This window comes from Pseudomonas sp. ITEM 17296, assembly GCF_028895205.1.
GTDB classification, from domain to species: domain Bacteria; phylum Pseudomonadota; class Gammaproteobacteria; order Pseudomonadales; family Pseudomonadaceae; genus Aquipseudomonas; species Aquipseudomonas kermanshahensis.
Genome location: NZ_WJRS01000045.1, coordinates 1 through 25,946, shown reverse-complemented (window position 1 = coordinate 25,946; position 25,946 = coordinate 1). Strand labels below are relative to the sequence as shown.

The window sequence follows — 25,946 nt, the reverse complement described above, 5'->3', positions numbered from 1 at the left end:
TGTCTCTCTGAGACGTGCTGAGCGGTGCTAGTCTCATTTCACCAACAACCCGTCAACGCCTCACTTAGGGGGATGTATGTCAGTAGAAAAAGTAGCAATAGTCACTGCCGGTGGTAGCGGCATGGGAGCGGCGGCAGCACGTAGATTGGCTGCCGACGGCTTCAAGGTCGGTATTCTCTCTTCGTCTGGCAAAGGCGAGGCCCTTGCGCAAGAGCTAGGCGGTATTGGTGTAACCGGCAGTAACCAGTCAAATGAAGACCTGCAGCGCCTAGTCGACGCAGTCATTCAGAAATGGGGCCGTATCGATGTGTTGGTTAACAGCGCCGGCCATGGTCCGCGGGCACCCATTCTTGAAATCAGCGACGAAGACTGGCACCAGGGTATGGAGACCTACCTGCTCAACGTCATTCGCCCGGCGCGGCTGGTGACCCCGTACATGCAGCGCCAGAAAGGCGGTGCAATCATCAACATTTCTACTGCATGGGCGTTCGAACCAAGCGAACTCTTCCCTACCTCGGCAGTGTTCCGTGCCGGTTTGGCGTCGTTCAGCAAAATCTATGCGGACAAGTACGCCGCTGACAACATTCGCATTAATAACGTGCTGCCTGGTTGGATCGACAGTCTCCCTGCTACCGAACAGCGTCGAGAAGGTGTGCCGCTTAAACGCTATGGCACCAGTGAGGAGATTGCCGCCACTGTCGCCTTCCTGGCGAGCGAAGGGGCAGCCTACATTACCGGCCAGAATATCAAGGTCGATGGCGGCGTTACACGCAGCGTCTGAGTGCCTCCGGGCCGCACGCAGTACGCGGCCCTTTTTCATTTTGGGCGATTGCCATGCTTGATCTGATATTGGCTGAGGTATGGTCAAATTTAGCTATACCGGTTGGCGGTAGTCCAAATCCCTTTCGCTTGATGCAACTGGCCACCGTCAATGCTGAAGGGCAACCTAAAGTAAGCACTGTTGTCTTGCGCCATGCGGATGAGTCTACGAAGTCGATCATCTTTTATGTGGACAAGCGGTCGGCGAAGCTCGCAGAGATACTGGCCGAACCTAGAGTCGGTATTACCGCCGTCGACCCGTCTGGCAAGCGTCAGCTTCGGCTTGAAGGCCTAGGTAAACCTGTGTCTGATGTGTCGCTGCTTGCCAAGCACTGGGAGCAGGCACGTGGAAGAACTCAAGCGCTCTTTCGCCATGGGCGCATACCCGGCGAGTCGATTTCTTCACCTTCTGTAGCCTATGAAACGCACAGGGAGGGCTTCAAAAATTTCGCTGTACTGGCTGTCCACCTACGACAAATAGAGTGGCTCGATCTTACCCAGGACATCCACCAACGGGCACGCTTCATTTTGCAAGGCGAGCATTGGCAGGCAGGTTGGATCGCGCCCTAAGACAGGATCAATTTTAATGAGCAACGAAGGGCAGGAACCGGCCAGAAACGGTCGGTTCAAGACACTCGCGCCACTCACGTAATCAGCAGCCCGAAATCGTTTACTAAGTTGAAGGGGCGGATGCTTTGCCGCCCAAGCGAATCAGTTCATTGGAGAAGCACAGGCCGACGATGATCAGTGCCGCTCCCGCGTACAGGCTTTGGGGCGGCACTTCGTTAAGCGCTACAAATGCCAGCAGCGCGGCGAACAGTGGCTCCGTCAGCTCCAGTGCCTGCACTTGGGATGGCTTCAGGTACTCGATGGCTTTGGTGGTGCAGAAGAAGCCGAGGATTGTCGGCAGTGTGGCCAGCGCCAGCAGCGCCGCGATCGCCAGCGGCGACAACTCGCCGATCGCGAAACCATCGGCGGCAGCTGGCATCAGCAGATACAGGCTGCCAAAGAACAACAACTGACGGGTGAAGTGCAGCCCTCCCGATACTCCCATACGCTTCATGGCAACCGAAAAAGCCCCATAGCCGGAGCCGGCAATGGAGGCGAGCGCAGCACCTTGCAGGCTAAAGCCCTGCTGCAGGTCGCCACCGAAGATCACCGAAATCCCAGCGATAGCCAATGCGGCGCCTAGGGTAGCGTTCGCAGTGATGGCATCCTTGAGAAAAATGCGCCCTAGGATGATCGACGAAATTGAGGCACTGGCCATCAGCACTACTACCACACCTGCCGCAGCGTAGTGTCTATAGGCGGACGTTTCGAAATGGAACAGCACAAAGATGCCAAGGAATGCACAGATAGCCGCCTGAGCCCATTGGGTCGACACCGCAGGGCGCTTGAGGAAAAACAGTAAGATCGAAAGAAGCATGCACCCCAGTACGGTCTTGATCACAGCGACACTGCTGGCGGTGAAGCCATTACTCATGAGTACTTTGCTGAGTACACCGATTGTTGCGTTCAGTGCTGCAGCGGAAAGTGCAAATATGACGCCTTTGCCGAAAGTTGATTGCATGGCTGACGATCCCTGTCGCTGAGTTGTCGTTCGATAGAATTCCGCCAGCATCGACGGCATAAATGTTGAGGAGGAGAAGTCAGGTGCCTAGCTTTTGGCGATGCAATAGGAATTGACGAACGCTGCCGTGTGCTGCAATGACTGACGGATATCCGGTTTGGCAATTTTATGCCGTTTTGCAAATTGCTCGACCGCCGTTGTATCAAAACGTGTGGTCTGGATAAAGTCCAAGGCTTCGGGTTTTGTGTGCAAGAACGACGCGACGGGGGGAATAGCCAATAGCAGCTTCAACAATCGGAGGGGAATGTGATGCTTGGGAGGCTTTAAGCCCAACGGTTGTGCAACCTGCATCAGGAGTTCTCGCAAGTTTGGGGTGTGGTCATCAAGTGCCAGCAATTCCTGGCCTACCATGGCAGGGTCAAACGCACAAACTGACACCAGCTCAGCCAGATAATCGACGGTGACCAGTGGCAGCCAGTGCTTGACGGTACCGGGTACAGCAGTGAGCTTTCCCTGCACAAGGTTGCGTATCAGCGCCACCAGTGGCTGCCCCTCAAGAATATGCCCCGTGCGGCTGTGGCCACAGACCGTCGCAGGGTGGACAACGGTAATCTCCCCACCCTCGGCAGACATGAGCGCCAGGGTCGCAAAATGCGCCTCCAGCTTGCTGCCCTCGTAACCACCCACACGTCGATAGACGGCAGACCAATTCGTCAACTCCGGACGACGAGGATCAATTCCGATGCGTTGCAGGTGTTCATGATTTTTCAGCATGAAGCCGCCGATCATGACTAAACGGCTTTTTTGCTCTGCCGCCAGAAGCGCCACGCGCTTTGCACCTTCCACATTTACCGCACGAGAATGCTCCACTGACAGCCCCCATGCGAAGTGGGCGCCTAGATGGAATATGACGCTGGCGTGCCTTAGCACCTCCCGGTCAGCAGGACTCAGCCCGAGGTTGTCCCGTTCCATATCGCCCGCTACGGCAAACACCCGGCTGGCGCACCCGCCCAAATTAGCGACGTGCTCGCGCAGTGCAGCCAATTGCTCTGGGCGACGCATCAACACCCTGATGGTGTGACCTTTTGCACTTAAGTTCGCCACCAAATGTTGGCCAACAAACCCCGTTCCGCCTGTAACAAAGCACTCCACGCTCATTTCCCTGTTCCTTGTTGAAGGTGAGAAACAAAGCGTAAACTATCGACCCAACTCTAGGGTCAAGCGGTATTGTCATGAAAATCGGCGAACTTGAGGCGCGCAGCGGCGCCAGCCGCCATACGCTGCGTTACTACGAGCAACTTGGCCTGATCTCACCGCTGCGGCAAACCAACAACTATCGCGTTTACACCGAGCAAACGCTGCACGATCTGGACTTTATCCAGCGCGCGCAAAGCATGGGGTTTTCCCTTGGGGAAATTGGCGAGATTCTGGATGCGCAGCGGAACCAGCTGATTGACTGTGCTGACGGCGCCAGGCTAATTGAAAAAAAGATGGCAGAGATCAAGCAGAAGATCGCCAACCTGCAAAGCATTTATCGGTACCTGGATGAAGAGCGTGCAAACCTTGAGGCCAGTGCTGCCAAGCAACTTGAACTTCAGCAGATGAACAACGCCGCAAACTGAACGGTCAGCCTGGGCAACGGAAACTGCAGCCCACGTCGCTCGTGAAACGACCGCAATGGGTCGTAAGCAGACGGTCATGACTGGCCGCAATCGACCCAAGGCGGACACTGATCCAAAGCTCTGCTGTCAGTGCAGGCCTCATCGCCGGCAAGCCGGCTCCCACCGGAATATCACCAGCCTTCAGGCATGCGCTGTACCTGTGGGAGCCGCGCTTGCCGGCGATGGGCCGCGAAGCGGCCCCGGTTACAGATGTCCGCTTGCCCAGAAATCCCCGACGTTTTGTTACCGCTACTGTTTCAACCGTTTTGTGTAGCCGAGTCGCGAATGTACCAGCGGGTTAGAAACCTTCGAGAACGATCTTGCCTTTGGCTTTGCCGCTCTCGATTAGAGCATGGGCGCGCTTCAGGTTGTCCGAGCTGATTTTGCCGAAGTGTTCCCCGATGGTGGTCTGGATCACGCCGTTATCGACCAGCACCGAAATTCTGTTCAGCAACTCATGCTGTTTGATCATGTCTGCAGTGTGATAAAGCGATCGCGTGAACATGAGTTCCCAGTGCAGCGAAAGCGATTTGCGCTTGAGCGGCATGACATCCAGTTTCGCGGGGTCATCGATCAGCGCCAGTTTGCCTTGTGGGCGAAGCACTTCAACGAGCTGCGGCAGGTAGGTATCGGTATGGGTCAGGCTGATGACGTAGTCGACCGGGTTGAGTTTCAGGTTTTCGAGTTGCAGTGGGATTGAGGCGGAGTGATCAATCACATGGTGGGCGCCCAGTTCTTGCACCCAAGAATGGGTCTCTGGCCGCGACGCTGTACCGATGACGGTCAGTTGAGTCAGTTTGCGAGCCAGCTGAACCAGGATCGAGCCAACGCCGCCACCGGCGCCGATCACCAGCAGGCTTTGGCCTTCACCCCCGTTTTCCTGCACGCCCAGTCGGTCGAACAGCAGCTCCCAGGCAGTGATGGAGGTCAGCGGCAAAGCTGCGGCACTGGCATTGTCCAAGCTACGCGGCTTGTGGCCGACGATGCGCTCATCGACCAGGTGAAATTCGCTGTAGCTGCCCGGGCGATCGATTGCGCCAGCGTAAAATACTTCGTCACCCACGTTGAACAGTGACACATCACTGCCCACTTCACGGACGATGCCGACGGTATCCCAACCTAGTACCTGAACCGCTTGGCTGGAACTGCGAGCTCGTACCTTCGTATCTACCGGGTTCACTGCAATAGCCTTAACCTCGACAAGCAGATCGCGAGCTCCAGGCGTGGGCGTGGGCAGGTCTGTTTCGAACAGGGAACGAGCATCGTGAATGGGCAAACCAGCTTCTTGGAAAACTATGGCTTTCATGTGACGTTGTCCTTTACAGGTCAGAGAGTGATGCCAGGCTAACGCCCTTTGTGTACCTCAAAAACTAGCTAATCCGAAGAAGACTTTCGCCACGCTCAAGTTGTTTGATCAAACGCCGTAACGCGGTGCGAGTGTGTTGCTGGAAAGATGCCCGAACAGCGCTTTGCGGCTGCTTTCGTAGCGTTCGAAATGCTGCAGGTCGTGCATGGAAGGGATGGAGATCAGGACGCTGTTGTCGAAGTCTTGAAGGGCGCCATCCACCAGGTCGCTGGCTGACATCACGATGTTGGGATCAAGGTTTTCGACAGGCAGCCCCCCGATCTCCCAGAAGTCGGTCGCTGTGGCGCCTGGCAGCACCGCTTGAACCCTGACGCCATGTTCTGCCAGCTCTTTGTGCAGCGACTGAGTGAAGGCCGTTACGTAGGCTTTGCTTGCGCCGTACACACCATTCAGTAATTCGGGGGCCAGGCTGACGATGGAGGAAATATTGATGACTGCGCCCTGTTTGCGAGCGACGAAGCCCGGAGCAGCGGCGTAGGTGAGCCGTGTCAGTGCGGTGACGTTGAGCGTGATCATCTCGGCCATGCGCTCGACATCGCTTTCCATCAAGCTGGTGTGGGTGCCGATGCCGGCGTTATTAACCAACAGGTTGATGCTGGCGTCTTCGCGCAATTTGCGCTCGACGCGGGCCAAGTCCGCTGAGCTGGCCAGGTCCGCCTGGAAGACTTCCACACTCTGCTGGGTCTCGTTGGTGATACGGCTGGCGAGGGCATTGAGGCGATCACGATTGCGGGCGACCAGAACCAGGTCGTAGCCACGTTGAGCCAGGCGTTCGGCGTAGATCGCGCCGATGCCGGAAGATGCGCCTGTGATCAGGGCAGTGCCTTTGTATTCCTGAGTCATGGTCCAGCTCCGTTGATTGGGTGTGGAGCCATGATGCAGAGAAATTGATATGTCTTAAACGACGCATATGGTCATGATTTAAGACATCAAGAAGCGTCCGGGAGCGTCTTCGCGCAGCCCCAGTGCTTGGGCGCACGCACACTAGGCTCTGTCGGAATAGTTTTGTGGGAGCGGGCTTGCCCCGCGAATGGGGTTACGCGGTGCATGGCACCGGCTTCGCCGGTGTTCGCGGGGCAAGCCCGCTCCCACGTAATGCGTCAGAACACCGACCACCCGATACGTGAACTCAACAACTCGAGCGCCGCCATGCCCGCGTAGGAGTTGCCCGCGGCATTCAGTTCCGGCGACCACACGCATACGGTAAATTGGCCCGGCACGATTGCTACAATCCCGCCACCCACGCCACTCTTGCCTGGCAACCCCACGCGGTAGGCGAAATTCCCGGCTTCGTCATACAACCCGCTGGTGGCCATGATCGAGTTCACCTGCTGGGTCTGGCGTCGGCTCAGGATTTGCTCGCCGCTGTGCTTGCAGAACCCGTCGTTGGCCAAAAAGCAGAAGGCGCGGGCCAGATCGAGGCAGCTCATCTGCAGGGCGCAGTAACTGAAGTAACTGCGTAACACCGTCTCGACGTCGTTATGGAAGTTGCCAAAGGACTGCATGAGGTAAGCCATGGCCGCGTTGCGCGCGCGGAATTGATACTCCGAATCCGCGACGCGGGTATCGATCGCAATATGGGGGTTGGCCGAGAGCCGTCGCACGAAATCGCGCATCGACAATGTGGGGGCTGCGAAGCGCGATTGGTTGATATCGCAGATGACCAACGCACCGGCATTGATAAAGGGGTTGCGTGGGCGCCCGCGCTCGAACTCCAGCTGCACCAGCGAGTTGAATGGCTGGCCTGACGGCTCATGCCCAAGCCGCTCCCAAATGGCTTCACCGGAATGGCCAATTGCCTGGACCAGGCTGAATACCTTGGAAATGCTCTGCACCGAGAATGGCACCAGGGCGTCACCCGCGCAGTGATAACTGCCATCGTTGCCATAGACTGCGATGCCCAATTGCTGCGCTGGCACGTCGGCCAGCGCAGGAATGTAGTCAGCCACTTTGCCCTTGCCGATCAAGGGGCGCACTTCGTCGAGAATCTCGTTCAACAGCGTTTGCATGGAAGGCCCTGTTATCACTCCCCATTCGACAGCGAGGGGTAGCGTTTCAGACGCAGGCTCAGCAGCAAAAATCACACACTCGGCGCGCAGCGGCCCCTTATTTCAGGCCATGAGGCTGCTCAGAAATCGTATCGGGTATTCAACATCACGTTGCGCGGCTCGCCGTAATAGCCGCTGTAGAACGTGGTATCCAACGCACTGATGTATTTCTTGTCGAACAGGTTGTTGATGTTGAGCGTCGTGGAAAGTTGGTCGGTCAGTTGATAGCGGGCCATCAGGTTGACCACGGTGAACTGCGATTGCTTGGCTTTGACCGTGCCCAATGCGGTGCTTGGCGTGACGGTGATGTGGGTGCCGCTCTGCCAGTTGGCACCGCCGCCGACGGTCAGGCGGTCGAAGTCGCCCGGTAGCCGGTAGGTGCTCCACAGCTTCACCATGTTGGCCGGGGCTTCGGTGTTCAAGCGCTCGCCATCGCGGTCCTTGGTGATGCCGTGGTTATAGCTGGCCGAGACGTTCCAGCCGGGCATCAACTCGCCGTTGGCCTCGACTTCAAAGCCACGGGTGGTGGCGCCGCTCACGGCTTTGTACGCGGCAGTCATACCATCATTGTTGACGGTCTTGCCTTCGTCGAGCACGGCCAGGTTGTCCTGCTTGACCTCATAGGCTGCGATGCTGGTATTCAGGCGACCGTCGAAGAATTCACTCTTCAGGCCCACCTCGTAGTTGTCGCCCTCACGCGGCTCGAGGGTCGAGCCGTCGGCATCACGCAGGCTCTGTGGTTTGTAGATGCTGGTCCAGCTGGCATACACCGAGTGGATGTCGTTGAGGTCATAGACCACACCGGCGTAAGGGGTGACAACGCCGTTTTCCTTGTAGTCGGTCGTGCGGTTGCTGAGGGGCGTCGCCGGGTAGGTCAGGTCGTAGTCGTAGTCGTACTTGCTGACTCGCGCACCCAGGATAACCGACAGGTCATCGGTCGGGCGCAGGCGGGTGGCAATGTAGGTGCCGGTCTGGTGAATGACGGTGTCGCCATCATAGAGCTTGCCGCCACCCATTACCGGTTTGTCTGTGTAGTTGTCCCAGTCGTAGAAGTTGACGAAGGTGCCTTCGATGCGGGTACCCCGGGTCGGCGTATGGCGGTTTTCGTAACGTGAATAGTTGTAGCCGACGATCAACTCATGCTGGCGGCCGAACAGCTGGAACGGGCCTTGGGCTTGCACATCCAGGCCGGTCTGTTTCTGCCAGGTGCTGCCTGCGCCACCATACAGGCGTACACCTGCGCCGGTGCTCTCGTCGGGGAAGCCCCAACTGGCGGTGGCCAGTTTGTAGTCGTCACGCTTGATATACATCTGGTTGACCGACGCCTTCAGGGTCCAGTCATACGCCAATTTCTGCTCGAGGCTTGCGAAGGTGTTGAGGGCATCTTGCGGGTTGTGGCTCCAGCGCGCGGCGCTGTTGGTGGAGCGCGAGCACGACGTTTGCTCGCCATTGCTGTGGAACAGCGGGAACGCCACCGAAGACGAGCCTTGCGGGTTGTTTTTCTGGTAGTCGGCACCCACCGTCAGCAACGTGGTGTCGGTCAGGTCGGCTTCGAGGACCCCGTAGAAAATCTGTTTTTCCTGGGAATAATGGTCCATGAAGCTGTTGTTCTGCTGGTAAGCCGCGACCATCCGCCCACGCACGTTGCCGGAGGGCGTCAACGGGCCGGACAGGTCGACTTCGCTACGGTACTTGTCCCACGAACCCACGCCAGCCGTGATGTGGCCCTTGAATTCGGCCGTAGGGCGTTTGCGCACGAGGTTGATCGTGGCCGAAGGGTCGCCCGCGCCGGTCATTAGCCCAGTAGCACCGCGCAGCACTTCGACACGGTCGTAGATGGCCATGTCGGCCAGGCTCTGCGCCGACATCTGGGTTGCGATATCCAGCGTGGTGGGGATGCCGTCGAACTGGTAGTTATCAACCGAGTAGCCACGCGAATAAATGTTGAAACGCTCACTGCCAAGGCTCTGCACCGATAACCCCGGCGTCTGCTGCAACACCTCGGTGATGTCGTTCAGCCCCTGGTCATCCATACGCTGACGGGTAACCACGCTGATCGACTGCGGGGTTTCGCGAAGGGTCAACGGCAGTTTGGTGGCCGTGTTGCTCTGGCCTGTGGTGTACGAGCCAGTGCCCTCGGTGGTGGCCCCCAGGCCTGCGGCGTTGATGCTGGTGGCGCCCAGTTCCAAGGCGGCGCCGCGCTCGGCCTTGGCCAGCACGTACCGTTTGTTCCCCGCCTGCACGAGCCGCAGGCCGCTGCCCTGGAGCAACTGGGCAAATCCCTGGTGCAGCTCGAAATCCCCCTGCAGGCCTGGTGAGCCGAGGCCCGCGGTATCTTCGGCGCTGAAGGTGATCATGACCCCGCTGGCGGCAGCGAATTGGCTGAGGGCCTCGGCCAGGCTGCCAGCTGGGATGTCATAGCGCTGTGCTTGCGCCCAGGCAGCGGGCAGCACCAGCAGCGAGCCGGCCAGGCTCAGGGTGAGCGCTGCGCGGTGGATACCGCAGGCGAGTCGGGAGGGGGGTACGAACATGAACAACTTCCTGTTGGGGTTGGCAGTGGCTGCGTTTTTACGCATGTGCAGCTAGAGCCGAAGCAGAAATCGAAATCTGTTACCCCTCACGCGAAAAAGTTTTGCTTCATGCCGCACCCGCCTCGATCCGCACCCAGTAACGGGTCAGGCGCCGGATGTGCACGGGCAGGGAGTCCTGCAGATTGGCCAGCACCGCCTCGCTGTCATCCAGCAGGAAGGTGCCGGACAGCCGTAAACCGGCGACCTCTGGCGTGCAACCGAGGTAGCCGGGGCGGTAGCGTGAAAGCTCGGCGAGCACGTCGTCCAGGCGCCAGTCGACCACCACCAGCATGCCCCGCGCCCAGGCCGAACTTTGCGCGGCGGCGGGGTGCAGTGGCCCGATTCGGTCTGCGGTAAAGGTCAGGGTTTGCCCAGCTTCGGCACGCATCACCTGTGCTTGCGCCAGCCTTGGTCGGACCTCCACGGCGTGCGCCTCGACCGTGACCCGCGTGCTGCCGTGCCCCTGGCGCACGGCAAAGCGCGTGCCGAGGGCGAGGATTCGGCCCTCGGCCGATTGCACGCTCAGTGGGCGTGCATCCTTGGCCGTTTCCACCAGAATTTCGCCCTGCTTCAGCACGATCAGCCGCTGCTGGCCATCGAAATGCAGGTTCACTTGGGTGTCGGTGTCCAGCACCAAGCGGCTGCCGTCAGCCAGCGTCAGGTGGCGGCGTTGCCCCACGCGCGTGGCGTAGTCCGCCTGCCAAGGCGAAAGCTGATAACCCTGCCAACCGACCACGCCGACCCCGAGCAACAGCGCCAGCATCTTCACCGCCGCACGGCGCTGTTGCCGGGCTTGTTCAAGGGTCGCCGCACCTACCGCCGCAGGGGCTTGGGCCAAGCGCTGCTGCAAGTGTTCAAGCCGGGCCCAGGCTTGTGCGTGCTGCGGGTCCGCCGCCAGCCAGGCTTGCCACTGGCTGTGGGTGGCAGGGCTGACCGTGCTTTCGTTAAGGCGCACATACCAGTCCACCGCCTGGGCCAGGGCGCGCTTCATACCTCGTCCAGCAGCAGGCAATGCATCAGGCCGCGGGCCAGGTGCTTGCGCACGGTGCTCACCGATACCCCACAGCGTTCAGCGGCTTTCTCGTAGGACAGCCCATCCAGCTGCACCGCCAGGAAAATTTGCCGGGTACGCGTGCCTAGGCCATCGAGCAGGCGATCGATGGCCAGCAGGCTATCCAGGATCTGTGCACGGGTTTCTGCCGAAGGGGCATACGCTTCGGGGCGCAGTTGCAAGGCTTCGAGGTAGGCCTGTTCCAGGCTGCGCCGCCGGTACAGATCGATGACCAGGCCGCGGGCGATGGTCGCCAGGTAGTGCCGAGGCTCCTTCAGGCTGTTGGCGGTGCGAGCCAGCAGCACGCGCACAAAGGTATCCTGGGCCAGGTCCGCGGCATCCGCTGAGTTGTTCAGCCGATGGCGCAACCAGCTACGCAACCACACGTTGTGGTCACGGTACAGCGCATGCAGATGCTCATGAGGTACTGCGTCGGGTGGCATTGTGGACATTCCCTCTCCCAGCCGGCGTAGGATGCAAATACGAAACACTCTCGATTGTAGAGGGATTGGCCAAGGCTGGGAAGAACACAGAGCGGGAAGTTGAATCGACGCTGCGGGTTGCAGCGCAGTCAACCCTTTTCAGGCGGCTGCTGTGGGGAGGTGGCAATACTCGCCTTTGAAATACAGTAATGGCTGCGTGGTAGCAGCGGCTTGCGGGTTTAGCGCTTTCACTTCACCGATCACGATCAGGTGGTCACCTGCGACGTGCTCGGCGTGAATTTCGCAATCAAGCCAGTGCAGGCTGCCGGCAATGACCGGATTACCGAGCGGTGATTTCTTCCAGTCGATCCCGTGCCACTTGTCCGTGCCGCGTCGGGCGAACTGGTTGGACACCTTGGCTTGTTCACCCGACAGGATATTGACCGCAAATCGACCTGCCTGGCGAATTTTGGGGTAGCTGGCAGAACTGCACATTACGCTGAACGACACCAGCGGCGGGCTCATCGACACGCTGTAGAACGACTGGCAGGTGAAGCCAATCGGTTCATCGTCAAGGTGCGATGTAATCACCGTGATGCCGGAGGCGTAGTGCCCGAGGGCTTCGCGAAACCGCGACGGTTCGATTGCAGCAGTGGGAAGTGACATAAAGACCCTGAGCAGTAAGTGCTGATCGAGTGTGCCAAGGAGGGCCTGAAGCGGCCCCCCGTAAACCACGTATACCGTGAGTTCACTATGCGTTCGCATACTCTCTGCGGACGATTTCAGCGCCTGCAGTCAACGCACTCAATTTCCCCCTGGCAACGTGACGCGGTAACGGCGCCATGCCGCAGTTGGTGCACGGGTAGAGCTTGTCGATGTCGACAAACTGAAGGGCCTTGCGCAGGGTGTTGGCGACTTCCTCGGGTGTTTCAATGGTATGGGTTGCCACATCAATGGCGCCAACCATCACCTTTTTACCGCGAATCAGTTCAATCAGGTCCATCGGCACGCGGGAGTTGTGGCATTCCAGCGAAACGATGTCGATGCTGGATTTTTGCAGCTTGGGGAAGGCTTCTTCATACTGCCGCCATTCTGACCCGAGGGTTTTTTTCCAGTCGGTGTTGGCCTTGATGCCATACCCGTAGCAGATATGCACAGCCGTTTCGCATTTAAGCCCTTCAATGGCCCTCTCCAGGGTGGCCACCCCCCAGTCGTTCACCTCATCAAAGAAGACGTTGAATGCGGGTTCATCGAACTGGATGATGTCGACTCCAGCGGCTTCTAACTCCTTGGCCTCCTGGTTGAGAATTTTGGCAAATTCCCAGGCCAGCTTTTCACGGCTTTTATAGTGACTGTCGTACAGCGTATCAATCATGGTCATGGGACCCGGCAGTGCCCATTTTATGGGTTGCTTGGTTTGCTGACGCAAGAACTTGGCATCCTCGACAAACACCGGTTTCTGGCGAGCCACAGCCCCGACAACCGTCGGCACACTGGCGTCATAGCGATCGCGAATTCTAACGGTTTCACGCTTCTCGAAATCGACACCGCTGAGGTGCTCAATAAACGTCGTGACAAAGTGCTGTCGCGTTTGCTCACCATCGCTGACAATGTCAATGCCTGCAACTTGCTGCTCGTGCAATGACAAACGCAAGGCATCGTGTTTGCCCTCGATCAGGGCCTCATCTTGCAGCTTCCAAGGCGACCAAAGTGTTTCAGGTTGTGCGAGCCAGGACGGTTTAGGCAAACTGCCGGCGGTTGAAGTGGGTAACAGCTTTTTCATAGTAAAAGACCTTGAACGTGGGAAGCGTCAATGAGCGTAATTGGCGGACCACTGCTCAAGTACGGCGTGGTAGGGTTTGATGAAGTGCTCTTCGGCGAACCGACCTTGTTCAATCGCCAGTCGGCTGCGCTCTTCGCGATCATAGACAATGCGCGTCAATGAATAGTCCTGGTGCTGCAAGCTGGGCTGATAGGACCTTCCAGCGACCGCGTTCGCGTTGTAAATCTCGGGGCGGTAAATCTTCTGAAAGGTGTCCATCGTGCTGATGGTGCTGATGAGTTCAAGGTTGCTGTAATCACCCAGCAGGTCGCCGGTGAAGTAAAAAGCCAGCGGCGCAACGCTGTTTGGCGGCATGAAGTAGCGAACCTTCAAGCCCATTTTCTTGAAGTACTCATCCGTCAGCGAATACGCGTCTTGCTGGTACTCGACCCCCAGTACAGGGTGCTGGTTTTCAGTGCGCTGATAGGTTTTGCTGCTCGAAACGCTCAGGCAAATAACCGGTGGCTTGTTGAAATGCGCTTTGTAGGCCGCTGAGTTCACGAAGCACTGGAACAGTTTTCCATGCAGGTCGCCGAAATCCTCTGGCGTGCTGAAGGTGGGCCGGCCTTTGTTGTGGGCCAGCAAGCGCACGCTGAAATCATAATCGCGCACGTAGGACGAGAAGTTATTGCCGACAATGCCATCGATACGCGTGTTGGTTTTTTTATCAATGACGGTCGTTTTCAGTAGTTCGATCAGTGGTAGGGCCGGGTCACCGCTTTCAGCATCGAGGTTCATCTCAACAGAAATGATCTCCAGCGCTACCGTGTAACGATCGCCGGTGGGGTTGTCCCAATGCGCCAGTGCATTGAAGTGATTGTCGATCATCTTCAAGGTGTTGCGTAAATTCGCTTGGCGGCTGGTGCCTCTCGCCAGGTTGGCAAAGTTGGTGGTGATGCGCGTGTTGTCCGAGGGCTGGTAGTGCTCATCGAAACAGACGCTCTTGATAGCAAAAGCAAGCGTGTTGTTCATGTTGGTGCGGTGCCTTAATCCCTTAATTGTTCAGTGCACCAGAGCTTTCCGGTGCGTTTACGCAGTGTGGGCTTCGCCAGGTAACCTGCGAGCCGGCGCAAAAAACGATAGGGGGATTTTCAGGCGTGAAGGAATATGAGGAAATCTCATTATTTTTGAGATGAACTTTATTTTATCTCATGATTGAAGGGCGCCAGCGACGCGCCGCCGTCGCCCTGCGGCCGCGGCGTCTGCTGCCTGCCCAAAAAGACCTGTATACGAGTGCGGCACACAAAGGCGCAAGCTGCCAAAGGCCGTTGGCAGCTTGCGCCCCTATCAGCAGGGTTGAACCGCCAATCGGTTACTCACGTTACGCCCCAGCACCAGCACCGTCGCAAAACCACAACCCACCAGTGCCGTGGCCAAGCTCAGCAGTACTGCGGTGCCCAACTGGTCGACGATCTGCCCACCGAAGAACGAGCCCAAGGCAATGATCACCTGGAACATAGCGACGAACAGTGGCATGCCGCGTTCGACATCCTTGGGTGCTACGACAAACATCCAGATACTGGCGCACGCCGGGAAGGCGCCGAAGGCGAAGCCCCACAGTGCGATCAGCATCGCCGCGCCGGTCATGCCGGTGGCAAAGTAGGGGAACAGCGCGGTGCTGACGCCTATCATCAGGGCGACCAGCATCAGGGTATGACGCACGCTTCGGTTGGCGGCGAAGCCGGCAAAAATATTGCCGATGACGCCCGCGACGCCATAGAGCAGCAGCAACGAACCAATGGTCGGCCCATCAAAGCCAGCGCTTTGCTTGAAGAAGGGCGCGACATAGGTGTAGGCGGCAAAGTGCGCCAGGCCAATCAGCAATACCGCGATCAAGCCAACCCGCGCCTGCGGATTGATGAACAGCGCCGGCAGGTCACTGATGCGAATGGCCTTGTCTGGGTTAAGCCGCGGCAGCAGCAGGATCTGCGCCAGCAGCACCGGCACGCCCACCAACGCGGTCACCAGAAACGTCATGCGCCAGCCCATCAGGCCACTCAACCAGGTGCCCACGGGCACACCCAGGACAGTGGCTAGTGTCACACCGACCATGATGATCGACGTGGCCTGCGCAACGCCCACACCCTTGGGCGCCAGGCGGCCGCTGAGGGCAATGGCCGTCGCCCAGAAGCCGCCGATGCAGATGCCCAGCAGCACACGGCCGAACAGCAGCAGGTTGAAGTCGCTGGCGTAGGCCACCACCGCGTTGGCGATGATCATGATCAGCGTCAGGCCGATCAGCAGGTAACGACGGTCCAAGGCGCCAATGCCTACAGACAACAAGGGGGCGGCGAGGGCGGCCATGATGCCGGGCAGGGTAACCATCAGCCCGGCCTGGCCGGCGCTGATGCCCAAGTCGCTGGCGACATCGTTGAGTACGCCGACCGGGAGAAACTCGCTGGTCACCAGGGCAAAGGCACCCACCGCGACCGAAAGAATCGCCAGCCACTGCTGTTTGACGCTTTGTTGATTATGTTCGGGAAGGCCGCTAGGGGCCTGGCTGTCGCTTGGCATGGTGCTGGGTTCCAAGGGGGAAGTCGCCTGAAAGACGAGGAGGAGGGGGGAAATTGGAGGCGATTATACGGGTGGGGGTGGGCAACTACACAGGCGCGCGGCTTGATAGTAGTCATCAGTGAGATCGATGAAAGGCGCTGTGCAGAGCGGCGGCGGCTGGCTGATGAGGGGCGATGGGGGCCGGATATGCATTGGCGACCGTTTTCGACCCATGGTGGACAGTCAGTGGCTCAAAGTGGTCTGTACATAGGAAACCCATGATTGGCTTTTTCCTGACCTTGTTGTGGATGTAGCCTCGGTCTCTCAACGCTGCGTGCAATGGATCTTGAATATGTCCATCATGTCCGGTCATCTTGATACCGAACGGATGAAACACTTCCTTCATGGATTTTTCGAAACATGTGTCAGCCAGGTGAGATAGATCACGCCGAGGGTAAGCCAACAGAGCCCAATGACGATCGCGGTCGCACTCAGCTGGCTCACCAGATACAGGTTTACGCACATGCCCAGCAGTGGAAACAACAGATAACTCACAAGCCCGAGGCTCTGGCGCCGACGAGCGCGGTAGAAGTAGCAGATGACGCACAGGTTCACTGCGGTGAACCCAAGGAAGGCACCGAAGTTGATGAAGGAGGTCGCCATTTCGAGCGTGAGGTTCAAACCCAGCAGTCCGATTACGGCGGTGAACAGCAGGTTGAACACCGGAGCCTGGGTCTTCGGGCTGAGCGTGCCGAAGAACTTCTTGGGCAGTATGTCGGCCCGGCCCATGAAGTAAAGCAGGCGGCTGGTACTGAGTTGCACGATGAGGCCCGAAGCAAACCCGGAGATGATCAAACCGAGGTTCAGCCAATCCGCAAATATCTGCCCGCCCACTTCGACGGACATGAGATAAGCAGCAATCTGGGCATCTTCGAATACGCCGCCGGGATGGACCAGCTGCATGATGTACGCCACCAACGCAAACAGCAGGCCTGCCGTTGCCATCACCAGCACCACGGCGCGCGGGATGTTGCGCTTCGCGTCGCGCGTTTCCTCGGCCATTGTAGTGACTGCATCGAAACCCAGATAGGAATAGACCGCCACGGCCGCCGCTGCAGACACACCTAGGAAGGTGCTACTGGGGTTCCAGAGTGGCGCGGTCAGGGCTACCGGAGACTGATGGGCCAGGTGGACAACGCACAGCACCACAAACAGCAACACAAGGGCGATGCCCAACCCTGTCAGCAATTTGTTTGTCCGGTCGGCAAGGCTAAGCCCCAGGACGTTCACCAGCGTGGTCAGGCCAATGTTGACCAACATCCAGCCCCAGAACGGTATGGCAGGGAATTGCACATTGAGAAAAACCGATTGCACCAACCAGGCGACCATGGGCATGAACAGATACCCATGTATGCCGTGAACTGCCGATGGAAGTGAAACGCCGAGAAGTTGGCGATGCGGCTCAAGGCGTTCACCGACAGGTCACCTTCAAGGTGGCTGTCGATGTAGGCAAGCACGGCTTCGAACCGTTTCGCGTAGGTAGGGCAGTGCTGTGAGTCAGTCAACGAGCGGAGTCTCCGGAAGGTGCGGTGAGCGCTAGCATCCGCTGTTCAGGCATTGGGGTGCCTAGCCGTGATTGCTTTGTTGGAAATTGTCGTGACCCTTTACGCGCAGTGAACCCATCATGGGCACGGTCCCCCGGCGTCGTGGTGCCGGGGGCTTCGGTCTGGTGCTTGGGAATATCCTAGAAGCTGTACTTCACATTGACCATCAGGTTACGCGGCGCCCCATAGAAAACCGTGCCGTAGTTGCCAATGCCACTGTAGTAATGCTTGTCGAACAGGTTGTTGACGTTAAGGGTAGCCTTCAGGTTGCGGGTGAAGTCATAGCCACCTACCAGCCCCACCAGCGCGTAGGACTTCTGTTCGAACTTGGCAGCCGGATCGTCGATCGCGTACCAGTCCTCATCGCTTGGCTTGAAGAAGGTCGAACTCTGCCAATACGCATTACCGCCCACGGTGAACTTGCGCCATTCGCCCTGCAGGCGGTAGTTGGTCGCCAGCTTGAGCAGATGTTGCGGTTGGTTGGTCGCCACGCGCTGGTCATCCGCATCGTGGGATTCGGCGAAGGTGTAGCCCGCCATCACTTGCAGGTCCTTCATCAGTTCGCCGTTCATTTCCAGCTCGACGCCGCGCGTGGTGACGCCTTGCGCTGCCCGGTAGGCGCCGCCGCCACTTGGCGTGGTGCCGCCGGTGAGCACTGCGAAGTTGTCCTGCTTCAGCTCGAACAGGGCCAGGCTGGCATTCAGGCGGTTTTCGAAGTAGGCGCCTTTGATACCGATCTCATAGCTGGCGCCGGTGAGCGGGTCGATGGGCTTGCCGTCCGTACCGAGGCTGTAGGCCTGCGGCTTGAACACGTCGGTGTAACTGGCATACACGGTGTGGTACTGGTCCAGGTCGTAGGTGACGCCGGCGTAAGGCACGATTTCACTGGAGTTGGTGGCGCTGGCCGGGAGGCGGCGACCGATGGCGTTGATCGTGTCGATGTCCCATTTGTAGTCGACGATCCGTGCCCCCAGGATAACTGCCAGCGCGTCGGTGGGTTTGAGAATGGTGGCCGCGAAGCCAACCTTCTGCCGCGCTTCGATATCAAAGGTGGACCACCATTCAAAGTTGGTCGGGGTATCGCCGTAGCCGTCCCACTGGAATACGTCGTCGATGACGCCATTGGTCACGCCATCATCACGCTTGGAGGTGGATTTGGTGTGGGCGATGCTGTAGCCGAACACGGCTTCATGCACGCGTCCGCCCAGCGAGAACGGGCCGCGAGCATACAGGTCCAGGCCTTTTTCCTTGCTGGTGGTGTTGAATTTGCTCGCGGTGCCGTTGTTGTTCACGGCGCCGGTATCGGGGTCGATGTTGCCGCCGATAAAGCCATGGGAAATGCTGCCGTCTGCCTGGATGGCCTCGCTGCTGATACCCGAGATCAGCTCGCGCGAGCGGTAATCACGGCTGCTGAGCACGCCCTTGAGTACCCAGTCGTTATCGAAGGTATGGGCAAGTTCTGCAAAAGCACGCTGGGTTTCCTGGTTGCGCCAGGTCCAGCGGTCGGCGGCGTTGGTGTCACGGTCGAACTTGACCGTACGGCCATCGAGGAAGAACGCGGGCAGTGCGCCGGTGGTGCTGCCGTTGTCGTAGTTTTTCTGCACGTCGTAGCCAAGCGTGAACAGGGTGCTCTCGCTGAGGTCGGCTTCCAGCACGCCATAGAAGGTGTTCTGCTCGCCGGTCAGGTACTCGACGTAACTGTGCTGGGATTGGGTGCCAGCCACCATGCGGCCACGGACATTACCGCTGTCGGTCAACGGGCCGGCAAGGTCGAAGTCGGCCTGGTATTTGTCCCAGGACCCGGCGCCTGCGCCGATATGGCCCTGTAGTTCGGCAGTGGGGCGCTTGCGCACCAGGTTGATGACCCCCGAAGGGTTGCCGGCGCCGTTGACCAGCCCGGTTGCGCCCTTGAGCACTTCGACCCGGTCATAGACCAGGCTGTTGCCGATGCTGTAGTTGTCGCGCAATGAGCCGCCGTCGGAGGACAGGCTGGGCACACCATCGAACTGGTAGTTATCCAGCTTGAAACCGCGCGAATAGAAGGTAAAGGCTTCGGAGCTTTCCTGGTTGACCGTGACACCGGGCGTTTGCTTCAGGACTTCGGAAACACTTTGCAGGTTCTGGTCGTCCATCTGCTGGCGGGTGACCACGCTGATCGACTGCGGGGTTTTGCGCAGGCTCAGGTTCAGGCGTGTGGCGGCGGCAGTTTCGCCGGTGGTGTAAGAGCCGCTTCCCTCGGTGGTCAGGCCCAAACCTTCACCCGTGATGCTGGTTGCGCCCAGTTGCAGCGCCGAACCTGCATCAACCTGGCTCACCAGCACATAGTTGTTGCCCACCAGCAAAGCCTGTAGCCCGGTGCCGGCCAGCAGTTGGGCAAACCCCTGTTCGATACTGTAGCCACCGCGCAGCCCGCTGCTCTGCCGTCCCTGGGTCAGCGCCGCATCGAACGACAGCAGCACCCCGGCCTCGCGGGCGAAGCGGTTCAGGGTCGTCATCAACGGCCCTGGGGCGATATCGTAGACGCGGCTGGCCTGTTCGGCGTGGGCCTGGGCGCCCGTCGACAGCAGCGGGGCCAGCAGCCCCGCATGCACTGCGATGGCGCTGCCAAGCAGCAGGGAGGTGAGGTGTTTTCGGCGTGGGTATGGGCAGCTTGTTGTTCTAGGCATGACAGCTCCTTCAAATGCCTGTTTGGGCGGTTTGCAGGAGAGCTCGAACGAGAGAGGCCAATCCGACAATGCGGTTGAGAAATATTTTCATCTGACATCACGACGTGGCAGGCATCAGCCTGACCCAGTAGCGAGTCCAGGTGCTGACTTTCAGCTGCAGCGCCTCGGCAATCGCCACCAGGGCGCGGTCGGTGTCGTCCAGTGGATACACCCCAGCCAGACGCAGCCCGGCCACGTCGTCACTGCAACTCAGCACGCCGGGGCGGTAGCGCTGCAGTTCGGCCAGGGCGCGGCGCAGCGGCCAGCCGTCGAGCACCAGTTGGCCATCGCGCCATGCCGTGCGAGCCATTTCGGCTGGGCGTGGCTCTGGCAGCAGCCCGTTGTCGAAGGCCAGGGCCATGCCTGCTTCAACCCGCACCTCATGGGCGCTCGCGGCGTTGTGCACCGCAACGGCGTGTTCGATAACGGACAGCTCGGTGCAGTCGGCATGCAGGCGCACGGTGAAATCAGTGCCCAGGGCGCGCATGTCGCCATGTACCGTGCGCACCCGCAGCGGGCGAGAGTCAGCGGCGGTGTGTACGGCGATTTCGCCTTCGACCAGGACGATCAGGCGCTGCTCTGCGCTGTACCGGATATCGACCACAGAGGCTGTATTGAGCGTCAGCCGCGTGCCATCCTGCAGGGTCAGGCTGCGGCGTTCGCCGGTCGCGGTACGCACATCGGCCAACCAGATGGGGGCGTTGCGATAGCCTGTCCAGGCTACCCCGGCCAGCCCCACACCGAGCACCAGCGTCTTGAGCACCTTACGCCGTCCCGTCCCGATCTGTCCTGCGGCAAGGGTATGCCGTGCCAGCGGGCCATGCACGCCCGCAAGGCCTGCCTGCAATTGCTCCAGGCGCCCCCAGGCCCAACCGTGCAAAGGCGCTTCGTCAAGCCAGGCTTGCCACTGTGCCCGGTTTTCGGCGCAGTCAGGCGCTGCGAGAAAGCGCGCATGCCAGTGTGCCGCTTCGCGCAGGGCCTGGCGCTGGTCGGCGGGGTTCACAGTTGCGCATCAAAAGCGAACAGCAGGCAACGTTCGGTGGCCTTGGCCATGTACTTCGTCACCGAACTGACCGACACACCGAGGCGCTGGGCGACCTCTGGGTAGGTCAGGCCATCGAGTTGCACGTACAGAAAGGTGTCACGCACTTTCTGGCCCAGCCCGTCGAGCATGGCGTTCAGTTGCATCAGGGTTTCCAGCATCAGCAGGCGTTGTTCGGGCGAGCACTCTTCGAGTACCGGCTGGCTGGCGAGGAACTCCAGGTAGGCCTGCTCAAGGTTGCGTCGGCGCAGCTGGTCGATCATCACTCGCCGCGCCACGGTGGCCAGAAAGCTGCGAGGCTCTGCCAATGGCTGGCGTAGCGCGCTGCTGATCAGGCGCAGAAAGGTGTCCTGGGTAATATCGGCCGCCCGGTCTGCATTACCCAGGCGCCTGCGAATCCAGCCTTGCAGCCATTGGCTGTGGTCGCGGTACAGGGCGTGCATCTCATCATGCCGGGCTGATGCGGGCGGCTGGGGGTAGGGCACCTGGATCTTCCTGATTATAAAGTGCGGATAAGAATTGATCGCAATTATAGGGGTATCAGGATGCTTTGCAATCTCAGTCAGTTTGAGGCACTGCGCTGCAGGGCGCGTACCACGAGGCAGCAGAATCGAGGTGAAGGATGCGCAGCATGCTGCGAGGAACACTGCCGTAAGAAGCGAATGCTGCCCCGTGCCCTTTGCGGCACTGGCTGCAATGGCAGTGGCTCACGGCCTTTGGCGGGGTAAGCAGCAGGTAACTGACCGCTGCGCACAAGCAGCTTCCTTGGTATGCCTTTTTCACTGGCGCTTCCGTGCAGGTGGAAAACGCCAGCGTAACCGCCTCGGCCTGATGAGTGGACCGTTGCAAGCCTGCACGCCTGCTTCGGCGTCAGCACGGTATCGATTACGAGCATGCAAAAATATTTTTGCGCCAGTGCATCCAGAAGGGCTCTCGATGGGTAGTTCTTATCAGGCAGTCGGTGATTGCCTGACCCATGACCCCACGGAGTTCGCCCCATGATCATCAAGCCCGCTTTCTCCCTGCTCGCCGCCTGCCTTGTACTTGCGTCTGCACCCGCCCATGCCCAGTCGGGCGTCCCGGACGCCGTCAAGGTACCCGACGGCCACGCCATCATGCTGGAAACCGTCGGTGTCGGTGAGATCACCTACGAATGCCGCGACAAGGCCAATGCGCCAGGCCAGACGGAGTGGTTTTTCGTCGGCCCCAAGGCGGTGCTCAATGATCGCAGCGGCAAACCTGTAGGTGACTATTTTGGTCCTCCGGCCACCTGGCAGGCCAAGGACGGTTCGAAAGTGACCGGCACCCAGCTTGCCGTCGCCCCGGCGGCCAAAGGCGATATCCCGTATCAACTGGTCAAGGCCAACCCTGCCGAGGGCAAGGGCGCGATGCAAGGGGTCAGCTACATCCAGCGCCTGGCGACGCGCGGTGGCGTAGCGCCTGCCATGGACTGCACGGCGCAGAGCAAAGGCGCGCAACAAGTAGTCAAGTACCAGGCGGACTACGTGTTCTGGTCGGCCAAGTGACGAGGGCTTGAGCGGCAGGCCAGCGATTGATCATCTACGCTGCTGGACGTGCCCCAGGCCGGTAAGGCAGGGCACCGTCCAGGTTTCATGATGAAGGAACGACCCCATTTTGAATTCGCCCGTTGTTCCATTTGATTTCGAGGGCTGTCTTGCCGCTTGTGCCCAAGGAGACCGCCGTGCCTTGCAGGCGCTCTATGAGCATGAGGGGGCGCGTTTGCTGGGCGTCGCACGGCGCATCGCGCGCGATCAGGCGAGCGCGGAGGATATCGTTCACGATGCCTTTGTGCGTATCTGGACACGTGCTGCCAGCTATGACCCGTCGCGCGGTTCAGCCCGGGGCTGGGTCTACAGCATTACCCGTCACCTGGCACTGAACTTCGTGCGTGACGGCCGCTGGGAAACCGACCTGGACGAGACTGGCATGATCGCGGCTGTAACCCTGGCCCCGGAGCTGGACGACCTGCAATTGTGGTCAGGCTCGGCGAAAATCTATCGCTGCCTTGAGCAACTGCAACCCGCCCCCCAGCGTTGCATCCTGCACGCGTATGTGGACGGTTGCAGCAATGCCGAAATCGCAGCGCTGCTGGGTGCGCCGCTAGGCACCGTGAAGGCATGGATCAAGCGAAGCCTGAAGGCCCTGCGGGAGTGCATGACATGAAGCGTACCCCAGGTGATGACAGCGCCGAGGACCTGGACGACCTGGCAGCCGAGTACGTGCTGGGTACCTTGAGTGGCGAGCAGCGTGCTGCCATGCAGGACCGGTTGAAAACGGAGCCGGCCGTACGCGCCGCAGTGGATGCCTGGGAGGCCCGCCTGCTCGAACTGACCACGCAGGCTGAACCCATCACGCCAAGCCACCGCTTGTGGGGCCGGATCGAGCGCAGCCTTGAAGAGGCTCAACCGTCCGGGCAACCACGCGCTGGCTGGTGGCAGCGGCTTGGACTCTGGCAGGGCTTGAGCGCTGCGGGGTTGGCCGCGAGCTTGCTTCTGGCCTTGGCGCTGCTGACCAAGACACCGCCTGTGACCACCTACATGGTGGTGCTGGTAGCGCCGTCGGGGCAGGCCCCGGGGTGGGTAGTGCAAGCCAACGATGCGAGCATGATCGAACTGATCCCGCTTGGCGTGGACGATGTTCCCGAAGGCATGACCCTGCAGTTCTGGACCAAGGGCGAGCAGTGGCGCGCACCTGTTTCGCTGGGGTTGGTCAAACCGGGCGAACAGTACCGGGTGCCGCTGACGCGCTTGCCTGCGCTTGAGCCGAATCAGCTGTTCGAGCTGACCCTTGAGAAAGCGGGCGGCTCCCCGACCGGTGCTCCAACGGGCCCGGTGAAGTTCATTGGGCGCGCGGTGAAAGTCATATGAGCCCCTGAGGTCTCTATCGTACACAAGCGGCTTGACCCTGAAGTGGCTACAACCCTCACGCTGGTAGCCAGTTTCTCTCTACCGGGCATTCATCATGGACAACCGTATTCCTCCGCCGCTGGTCGCTACCCTGTTCGGCCTGTTGGCGTGGTTCGCAGCTCGACACTTGCCGGGAACACTGGAGCTGACTCTCGAATGGCGCATTGGCCTTGCGCTGTTGGTATTGCTGGCAGGCGTAGCGGTTTGCCTGGCCGGCGTGCTTTCCTTCCGTCACGCACGTACCACAGTCAACCCGCTGAAGCCTGAAACGGCTTCGGCCCTGGTCAGCTCGGGCGTTTACAGGTACACCCGCAACCCCATGTACTTAGGATTCGCCACAGTGCTGATAGCCTGGTCGATCTTTCTCGCCTGGCCGCCAGCGCTGCTGGGCGTGCTGGGCTTCGTGATCTACATGAACCGCTTCCAGATCGGGCCGGAGGAGCGGGCCCTTGCCAGCCTTTTCGGGAGGGAGTTTGCGCAGTACTGCAAACAGGTCAGGCGTTGGCTGTAGAAACGAAACGTCTACCACCTTGCCAGTGGCCGCTCTCGATCCAATGCCACCTTCCTGAGACGCAGCCAGTGCTCTTCTCCACGGGGATAAATGAGCCCGCTTGATTACGAATTCTTCAAGATGGCCTCAAAATGCGACTGACCTACGATGCTCAGCCGTGGCAACCACCTTGCCGCGCTTGAGCACCTGCCATACGGTGTGAATGCATTGCGGATGTTGTTGGTGGCCAGGCAAACCGTGACACCGCCGTCGCGCAGTGCACGCACCGGTGTCAGGGTGCGTCTGACATTGTGACTGTCACCCCGAGCCCCCAGGTGCAGGTCGGTGGCGGGCAGGCACATCACGCTGATGTCGGCCTCACGTAGCAACGCAATCACCTGTGCCCGTCGCGCTGGCGAGGCGGCGGCCAGGCTGGTCAGATGCCCAACGCAGACGCGCCCGTGGTAGCCTTCGGCAATGGTTCGACGTGCCACGTACTCGATGGTCATGTGCTCGGCGTCATCGGCGAAGTCCTGGTGCAAGTCGATGTCTTTGCCGTAGCGCTTGGCCAAGTCAAAGACGAAATCTATGTGCTCCAGCGGCGCCACGTCGTTGTAGGGAATGCCGCCCACCACATCGGCCCCCATCTCCATTGCCTGGGCCATCATGGCCTGCATGCCAGGCAGCTTGAGAATGCCTTCTTGCGGAAACGCCACGACCTGGATGTCGATCACCTCGCGGAATTGCTCGCGCAACTCCAGCACCACTTCGAGCCCGGTGAAGCCTTGGGCGGGTCGAACTCGGCATGGGCACGCACATGCGTGGTACCGGCCTGAACCAGTGCGCGCAGCACCTGGATCGAACGTTCGCGGATATCCTCACGGGTCAGTGTGAGCTTCAGTTCGGCGGTGACAGCGATCGCTTCCTTCAAGGTGCCGGAACGGTTGGCCTTGCGCTGCATCACGTTGGCTTTTTCCAGGTGCAGGTGGCCTTCGACAAACCCAGCCACAAGCACTTTGCCGTGCGGTGTGTGTCGACATGGTGCACGTCCTTAGCAGAGTGGTTCTGATGCAGCAGAAAACTCAGCGCCCCGTGCAGTTTGAGATTACAGAGCAAACTCGGCTGGCCCTACAGGCCTGGATACATCAAGCCCATCTGCACAGCGAGGATTGTCTTTTCCCAAGCCGGCTACACGCCTCAGAGCACCTATCCACCCGGCAGTATGAATCGCCCTTGGTTTGGTGGACACCCCGAACGACTGCAAAGGGTCGAAAGCGGTCATTCCCGGTCGACGGTTTGCGACCTAGTGCTGGCGGTGGTCAGTGTTGAGTCAGTCAGTCGTTCACCTCGACATTT

At 59.6% G+C, this 25,946-nt stretch carries 25 protein-coding genes and 3 pseudogenes; 8 read left to right on the top strand and 20 right to left on the bottom strand.

What is annotated here, in order from left to right; genetic code table 11:
• Positions 1-76: 76 nt before the first annotated feature.
• Together GIB19_RS27285 and GIB19_RS27280 are read left to right on the top strand one after the other, a co-directional pair.
• Positions 77-781, top strand: a complete 705-nt coding sequence (locus GIB19_RS27285) for an SDR family oxidoreductase (RefSeq protein WP_027596294.1) — start codon at positions 77-79, stop codon at positions 779-781.
• Between the two features lie 53 nt (positions 782-834).
• Positions 835-1,389: a pyridoxamine 5'-phosphate oxidase family protein gene (locus GIB19_RS27280; RefSeq protein WP_099429717.1), complete on the top strand. Its 555-nt coding sequence runs from the start codon at positions 835-837 to the stop codon at positions 1,387-1,389.
• Positions 1,390-1,492: 103 nt separating this feature from the next.
• On the opposite strand, the gene GIB19_RS27275 is transcribed toward GIB19_RS27280, so the two are convergent.
• Together GIB19_RS27275 and GIB19_RS27270 are read right to left on the bottom strand one after the other, a co-directional pair.
• Entirely contained in the window at positions 1,493-2,389 is an 897-nt protein-coding gene (locus tag GIB19_RS27275; protein WP_238216937.1) for a DMT family transporter, read from the bottom strand.
• Between the two features lie 87 nt (positions 2,390-2,476).
• Positions 2,477-3,547: an SDR family oxidoreductase gene (locus tag GIB19_RS27270; protein ID WP_274888736.1), complete on the bottom strand. Its 1,071-nt coding sequence runs from the start codon at positions 3,545-3,547 to the stop codon at positions 2,477-2,479.
• A gap of 74 nt (positions 3,548-3,621) precedes the next feature.
• On the opposite strand from GIB19_RS27270, the gene GIB19_RS27265 reads away from it, so the two are divergent.
• Positions 3,622-4,011 carry a MerR family transcriptional regulator gene (locus GIB19_RS27265; protein WP_099429712.1) on the top strand — a complete coding sequence of 130 codons (390 nt, stop codon included), beginning with the start codon at positions 3,622-3,624 and terminating at the stop codon, positions 4,009-4,011.
• Between the two features lie 337 nt (positions 4,012-4,348).
• Here GIB19_RS27265 and GIB19_RS27260 read toward each other — a convergent pair whose 3' ends face one another.
• From GIB19_RS27260 to GIB19_RS27185, 16 genes and pseudogenes are all read right to left on the bottom strand, one after another.
• Complete coding sequence (locus GIB19_RS27260; RefSeq protein WP_274888735.1) at positions 4,349-5,356, bottom strand: zinc-binding alcohol dehydrogenase family protein; 1,008 nt, start codon at positions 5,354-5,356, stop codon at positions 4,349-4,351.
• Between the two features lie 108 nt (positions 5,357-5,464).
• Positions 5,465-6,259 (bottom strand): SDR family NAD(P)-dependent oxidoreductase, encoded by a 795-nt coding sequence (locus GIB19_RS27255; RefSeq protein ID WP_265969497.1) that lies wholly within the window; start codon positions 6,257-6,259, stop codon positions 5,465-5,467.
• Between the two features lie 257 nt (positions 6,260-6,516).
• Positions 6,517-7,425, bottom strand: a complete 909-nt coding sequence (gene glsB / locus GIB19_RS27250) for a glutaminase B (RefSeq protein ID WP_027596305.1) — start codon at positions 7,423-7,425, stop codon at positions 6,517-6,519.
• A 119-nt stretch (positions 7,426-7,544) separates the two neighbouring features.
• Positions 7,545-9,995 carry a TonB-dependent siderophore receptor gene (locus tag GIB19_RS27245; RefSeq protein ID WP_274888734.1) on the bottom strand — a complete coding sequence of 817 codons (2,451 nt, stop codon included), beginning with the start codon at positions 9,993-9,995 and terminating at the stop codon, positions 7,545-7,547.
• 106 nt (positions 9,996-10,101) lie between these two features.
• Complete coding sequence (locus GIB19_RS27240) at positions 10,102-11,025, bottom strand: FecR domain-containing protein (protein ID WP_027596307.1); 924 nt, start codon at positions 11,023-11,025, stop codon at positions 10,102-10,104.
• Complete coding sequence (locus GIB19_RS27235) at positions 11,022-11,537, bottom strand: sigma-70 family RNA polymerase sigma factor (RefSeq protein ID WP_274888733.1); 516 nt, start codon at positions 11,535-11,537, stop codon at positions 11,022-11,024. The genes GIB19_RS27240 and GIB19_RS27235 overlap by 4 nt, the downstream gene beginning before the upstream one ends.
• A gap of 129 nt (positions 11,538-11,666) precedes the next feature.
• Positions 11,667-12,173 (bottom strand): flavin reductase family protein, encoded by a 507-nt coding sequence (locus tag GIB19_RS27230; protein ID WP_265969699.1) that lies wholly within the window; start codon positions 12,171-12,173, stop codon positions 11,667-11,669.
• Positions 12,174-12,258: 85 nt separating this feature from the next.
• Positions 12,259-13,290: a methionine synthase gene (locus GIB19_RS27225; protein ID WP_274888732.1), complete on the bottom strand. Its 1,032-nt coding sequence runs from the start codon at positions 13,288-13,290 to the stop codon at positions 12,259-12,261.
• Positions 13,291-13,317: 27 nt separating this feature from the next.
• Positions 13,318-14,301 carry a DUF1852 domain-containing protein gene (locus GIB19_RS27220; protein ID WP_274888731.1) on the bottom strand — a complete coding sequence of 328 codons (984 nt, stop codon included), beginning with the start codon at positions 14,299-14,301 and terminating at the stop codon, positions 13,318-13,320.
• A gap of 315 nt (positions 14,302-14,616) precedes the next feature.
• Positions 14,617-15,843: an MFS transporter gene (locus tag GIB19_RS27215; RefSeq protein ID WP_274888729.1), complete on the bottom strand. Its 1,227-nt coding sequence runs from the start codon at positions 15,841-15,843 to the stop codon at positions 14,617-14,619.
• A 381-nt stretch (positions 15,844-16,224) separates the two neighbouring features.
• Positions 16,225-17,217, bottom strand: coding sequence for an APC family permease (locus GIB19_RS27210; RefSeq protein WP_274888728.1), 993 nt, complete (start codon positions 17,215-17,217; stop codon positions 16,225-16,227).
• A 5-nt stretch (positions 17,218-17,222) separates the two neighbouring features.
• Positions 17,223-17,387, bottom strand: a pseudogene (locus GIB19_RS27205) (AraC family transcriptional regulator); the annotation flags it as partial.
• A gap of 179 nt (positions 17,388-17,566) precedes the next feature.
• A complete protein-coding gene (locus tag GIB19_RS27200; RefSeq protein WP_027596312.1) occupies positions 17,567-20,092 on the bottom strand; it encodes a TonB-dependent siderophore receptor in 2,526 nt (841 codons plus the stop codon).
• 97 nt (positions 20,093-20,189) lie between these two features.
• Positions 20,190-21,134: a FecR domain-containing protein gene (locus tag GIB19_RS27195; protein ID WP_027596313.1), complete on the bottom strand. Its 945-nt coding sequence runs from the start codon at positions 21,132-21,134 to the stop codon at positions 20,190-20,192.
• Positions 21,131-21,616: a sigma-70 family RNA polymerase sigma factor gene (locus tag GIB19_RS27190; RefSeq protein WP_033694335.1), complete on the bottom strand. Its 486-nt coding sequence runs from the start codon at positions 21,614-21,616 to the stop codon at positions 21,131-21,133. The genes GIB19_RS27195 and GIB19_RS27190 overlap by 4 nt, the downstream gene beginning before the upstream one ends.
• Positions 21,617-21,791: 175 nt before the next feature.
• Positions 21,792-21,956, bottom strand: a pseudogene (locus GIB19_RS27185) (GFA family protein); the annotation flags it as partial.
• A gap of 215 nt (positions 21,957-22,171) precedes the next feature.
• Here GIB19_RS27185 and GIB19_RS27180 point away from each other — a divergent pair.
• The 4 genes from GIB19_RS27180 (at position 22,172) to GIB19_RS27165 (ending at position 24,611) form a co-directional block, all read left to right on the top strand.
• Positions 22,172-22,699, top strand: a complete 528-nt coding sequence (locus tag GIB19_RS27180; protein ID WP_027596315.1) for a DUF3455 domain-containing protein — start codon at positions 22,172-22,174, stop codon at positions 22,697-22,699.
• A 109-nt stretch (positions 22,700-22,808) separates the two neighbouring features.
• Positions 22,809-23,357 (top strand): sigma-70 family RNA polymerase sigma factor, encoded by a 549-nt coding sequence (locus GIB19_RS27175; RefSeq protein ID WP_027596316.1) that lies wholly within the window; start codon positions 22,809-22,811, stop codon positions 23,355-23,357.
• Complete coding sequence (locus GIB19_RS27170; protein ID WP_027596317.1) at positions 23,354-24,061, top strand: anti-sigma factor; 708 nt, start codon at positions 23,354-23,356, stop codon at positions 24,059-24,061. The genes GIB19_RS27175 and GIB19_RS27170 overlap by 4 nt, the downstream gene beginning before the upstream one ends.
• A gap of 94 nt (positions 24,062-24,155) precedes the next feature.
• Positions 24,156-24,611, top strand: a complete 456-nt coding sequence (locus GIB19_RS27165; RefSeq protein ID WP_027596318.1) for a methyltransferase family protein — start codon at positions 24,156-24,158, stop codon at positions 24,609-24,611.
• Between the two features lie 104 nt (positions 24,612-24,715).
• Here the strand turns inward: GIB19_RS27165 and GIB19_RS27160 are convergent, their stop codons facing one another.
• Positions 24,716-25,345 carry an amidohydrolase family protein gene (locus tag GIB19_RS27160; protein WP_274888725.1) on the bottom strand — a complete coding sequence of 210 codons (630 nt, stop codon included), beginning with the start codon at positions 25,343-25,345 and terminating at the stop codon, positions 24,716-24,718.
• Complete coding sequence (locus GIB19_RS27155) at positions 25,321-25,599, bottom strand: hypothetical protein (protein WP_225876650.1); 279 nt, start codon at positions 25,597-25,599, stop codon at positions 25,321-25,323. The genes GIB19_RS27160 and GIB19_RS27155 overlap by 25 nt, the downstream gene beginning before the upstream one ends.
• A 38-nt stretch (positions 25,600-25,637) precedes the next feature.
• On the opposite strand from GIB19_RS27155, the pseudogene GIB19_RS27150 reads away from it, so the two are divergent.
• Positions 25,638-25,835: pseudogene (locus tag GIB19_RS27150) on the top strand (integrase); the annotation flags it as partial.
• Between the last annotated feature and the right edge of the window lie 111 nt (positions 25,836-25,946).

Coding starts and splice junctions, on each gene's coding strand:
- GIB19_RS27285 (WP_027596294.1), top strand. CDS start 77: ATGTCAGTAGAAAAAGTAGCAATAGTCACTGCCGGTGGTAGCGGCATG.
- GIB19_RS27280 (WP_099429717.1), top strand. CDS start 835: ATGCTTGATCTGATATTGGCTGAGGTATGGTCAAATTTAGCTATACCG.
- GIB19_RS27275 (WP_238216937.1), bottom strand. CDS start 2,389: ATGCAATCAACTTTCGGCAAAGGCGTCATATTTGCACTTTCCGCTGCA.
- GIB19_RS27270 (WP_274888736.1), bottom strand. CDS start 3,547: ATGAGCGTGGAGTGCTTTGTTACAGGCGGAACGGGGTTTGTTGGCCAA.
- GIB19_RS27265 (WP_099429712.1), top strand. CDS start 3,622: ATGAAAATCGGCGAACTTGAGGCGCGCAGCGGCGCCAGCCGCCATACG.
- GIB19_RS27260 (WP_274888735.1), bottom strand. CDS start 5,356: ATGAAAGCCATAGTTTTCCAAGAAGCTGGTTTGCCCATTCACGATGCT.
- GIB19_RS27255 (WP_265969497.1), bottom strand. CDS start 6,259: ATGACTCAGGAATACAAAGGCACTGCCCTGATCACAGGCGCATCTTCC.
- glsB (WP_027596305.1), bottom strand. CDS start 7,425: ATGCAAACGCTGTTGAACGAGATTCTCGACGAAGTGCGCCCCTTGATC.
- GIB19_RS27245 (WP_274888734.1), bottom strand. CDS start 9,995: ATGTTCGTACCCCCCTCCCGACTCGCCTGCGGTATCCACCGCGCAGCG.
- GIB19_RS27240 (WP_027596307.1), bottom strand. CDS start 11,025: ATGAAGCGCGCCCTGGCCCAGGCGGTGGACTGGTATGTGCGCCTTAAC.
- GIB19_RS27235 (WP_274888733.1), bottom strand. CDS start 11,537: ATGTCCACAATGCCACCCGACGCAGTACCTCATGAGCATCTGCATGCG.
- GIB19_RS27230 (WP_265969699.1), bottom strand. CDS start 12,173: ATGTCACTTCCCACTGCTGCAATCGAACCGTCGCGGTTTCGCGAAGCC.
- GIB19_RS27225 (WP_274888732.1), bottom strand. CDS start 13,290: ATGAAAAAGCTGTTACCCACTTCAACCGCCGGCAGTTTGCCTAAACCG.
- GIB19_RS27220 (WP_274888731.1), bottom strand. CDS start 14,301: ATGAACAACACGCTTGCTTTTGCTATCAAGAGCGTCTGTTTCGATGAG.
- GIB19_RS27215 (WP_274888729.1), bottom strand. CDS start 15,843: ATGCCAAGCGACAGCCAGGCCCCTAGCGGCCTTCCCGAACATAATCAA.
- GIB19_RS27210 (WP_274888728.1), bottom strand. CDS start 17,217: ATGCCCATGGTCGCCTGGTTGGTGCAATCGGTTTTTCTCAATGTGCAA.
- GIB19_RS27200 (WP_027596312.1), bottom strand. CDS start 20,092: ATGCCTAGAACAACAAGCTGCCCATACCCACGCCGAAAACACCTCACC.
- GIB19_RS27190 (WP_033694335.1), bottom strand. CDS start 21,616: ATGCACGCCCTGTACCGCGACCACAGCCAATGGCTGCAAGGCTGGATT.
- GIB19_RS27180 (WP_027596315.1), top strand. CDS start 22,172: ATGATCATCAAGCCCGCTTTCTCCCTGCTCGCCGCCTGCCTTGTACTT.
- GIB19_RS27170 (WP_027596317.1), top strand. CDS start 23,354: ATGAAGCGTACCCCAGGTGATGACAGCGCCGAGGACCTGGACGACCTG.
- GIB19_RS27165 (WP_027596318.1), top strand. CDS start 24,156: ATGGACAACCGTATTCCTCCGCCGCTGGTCGCTACCCTGTTCGGCCTG.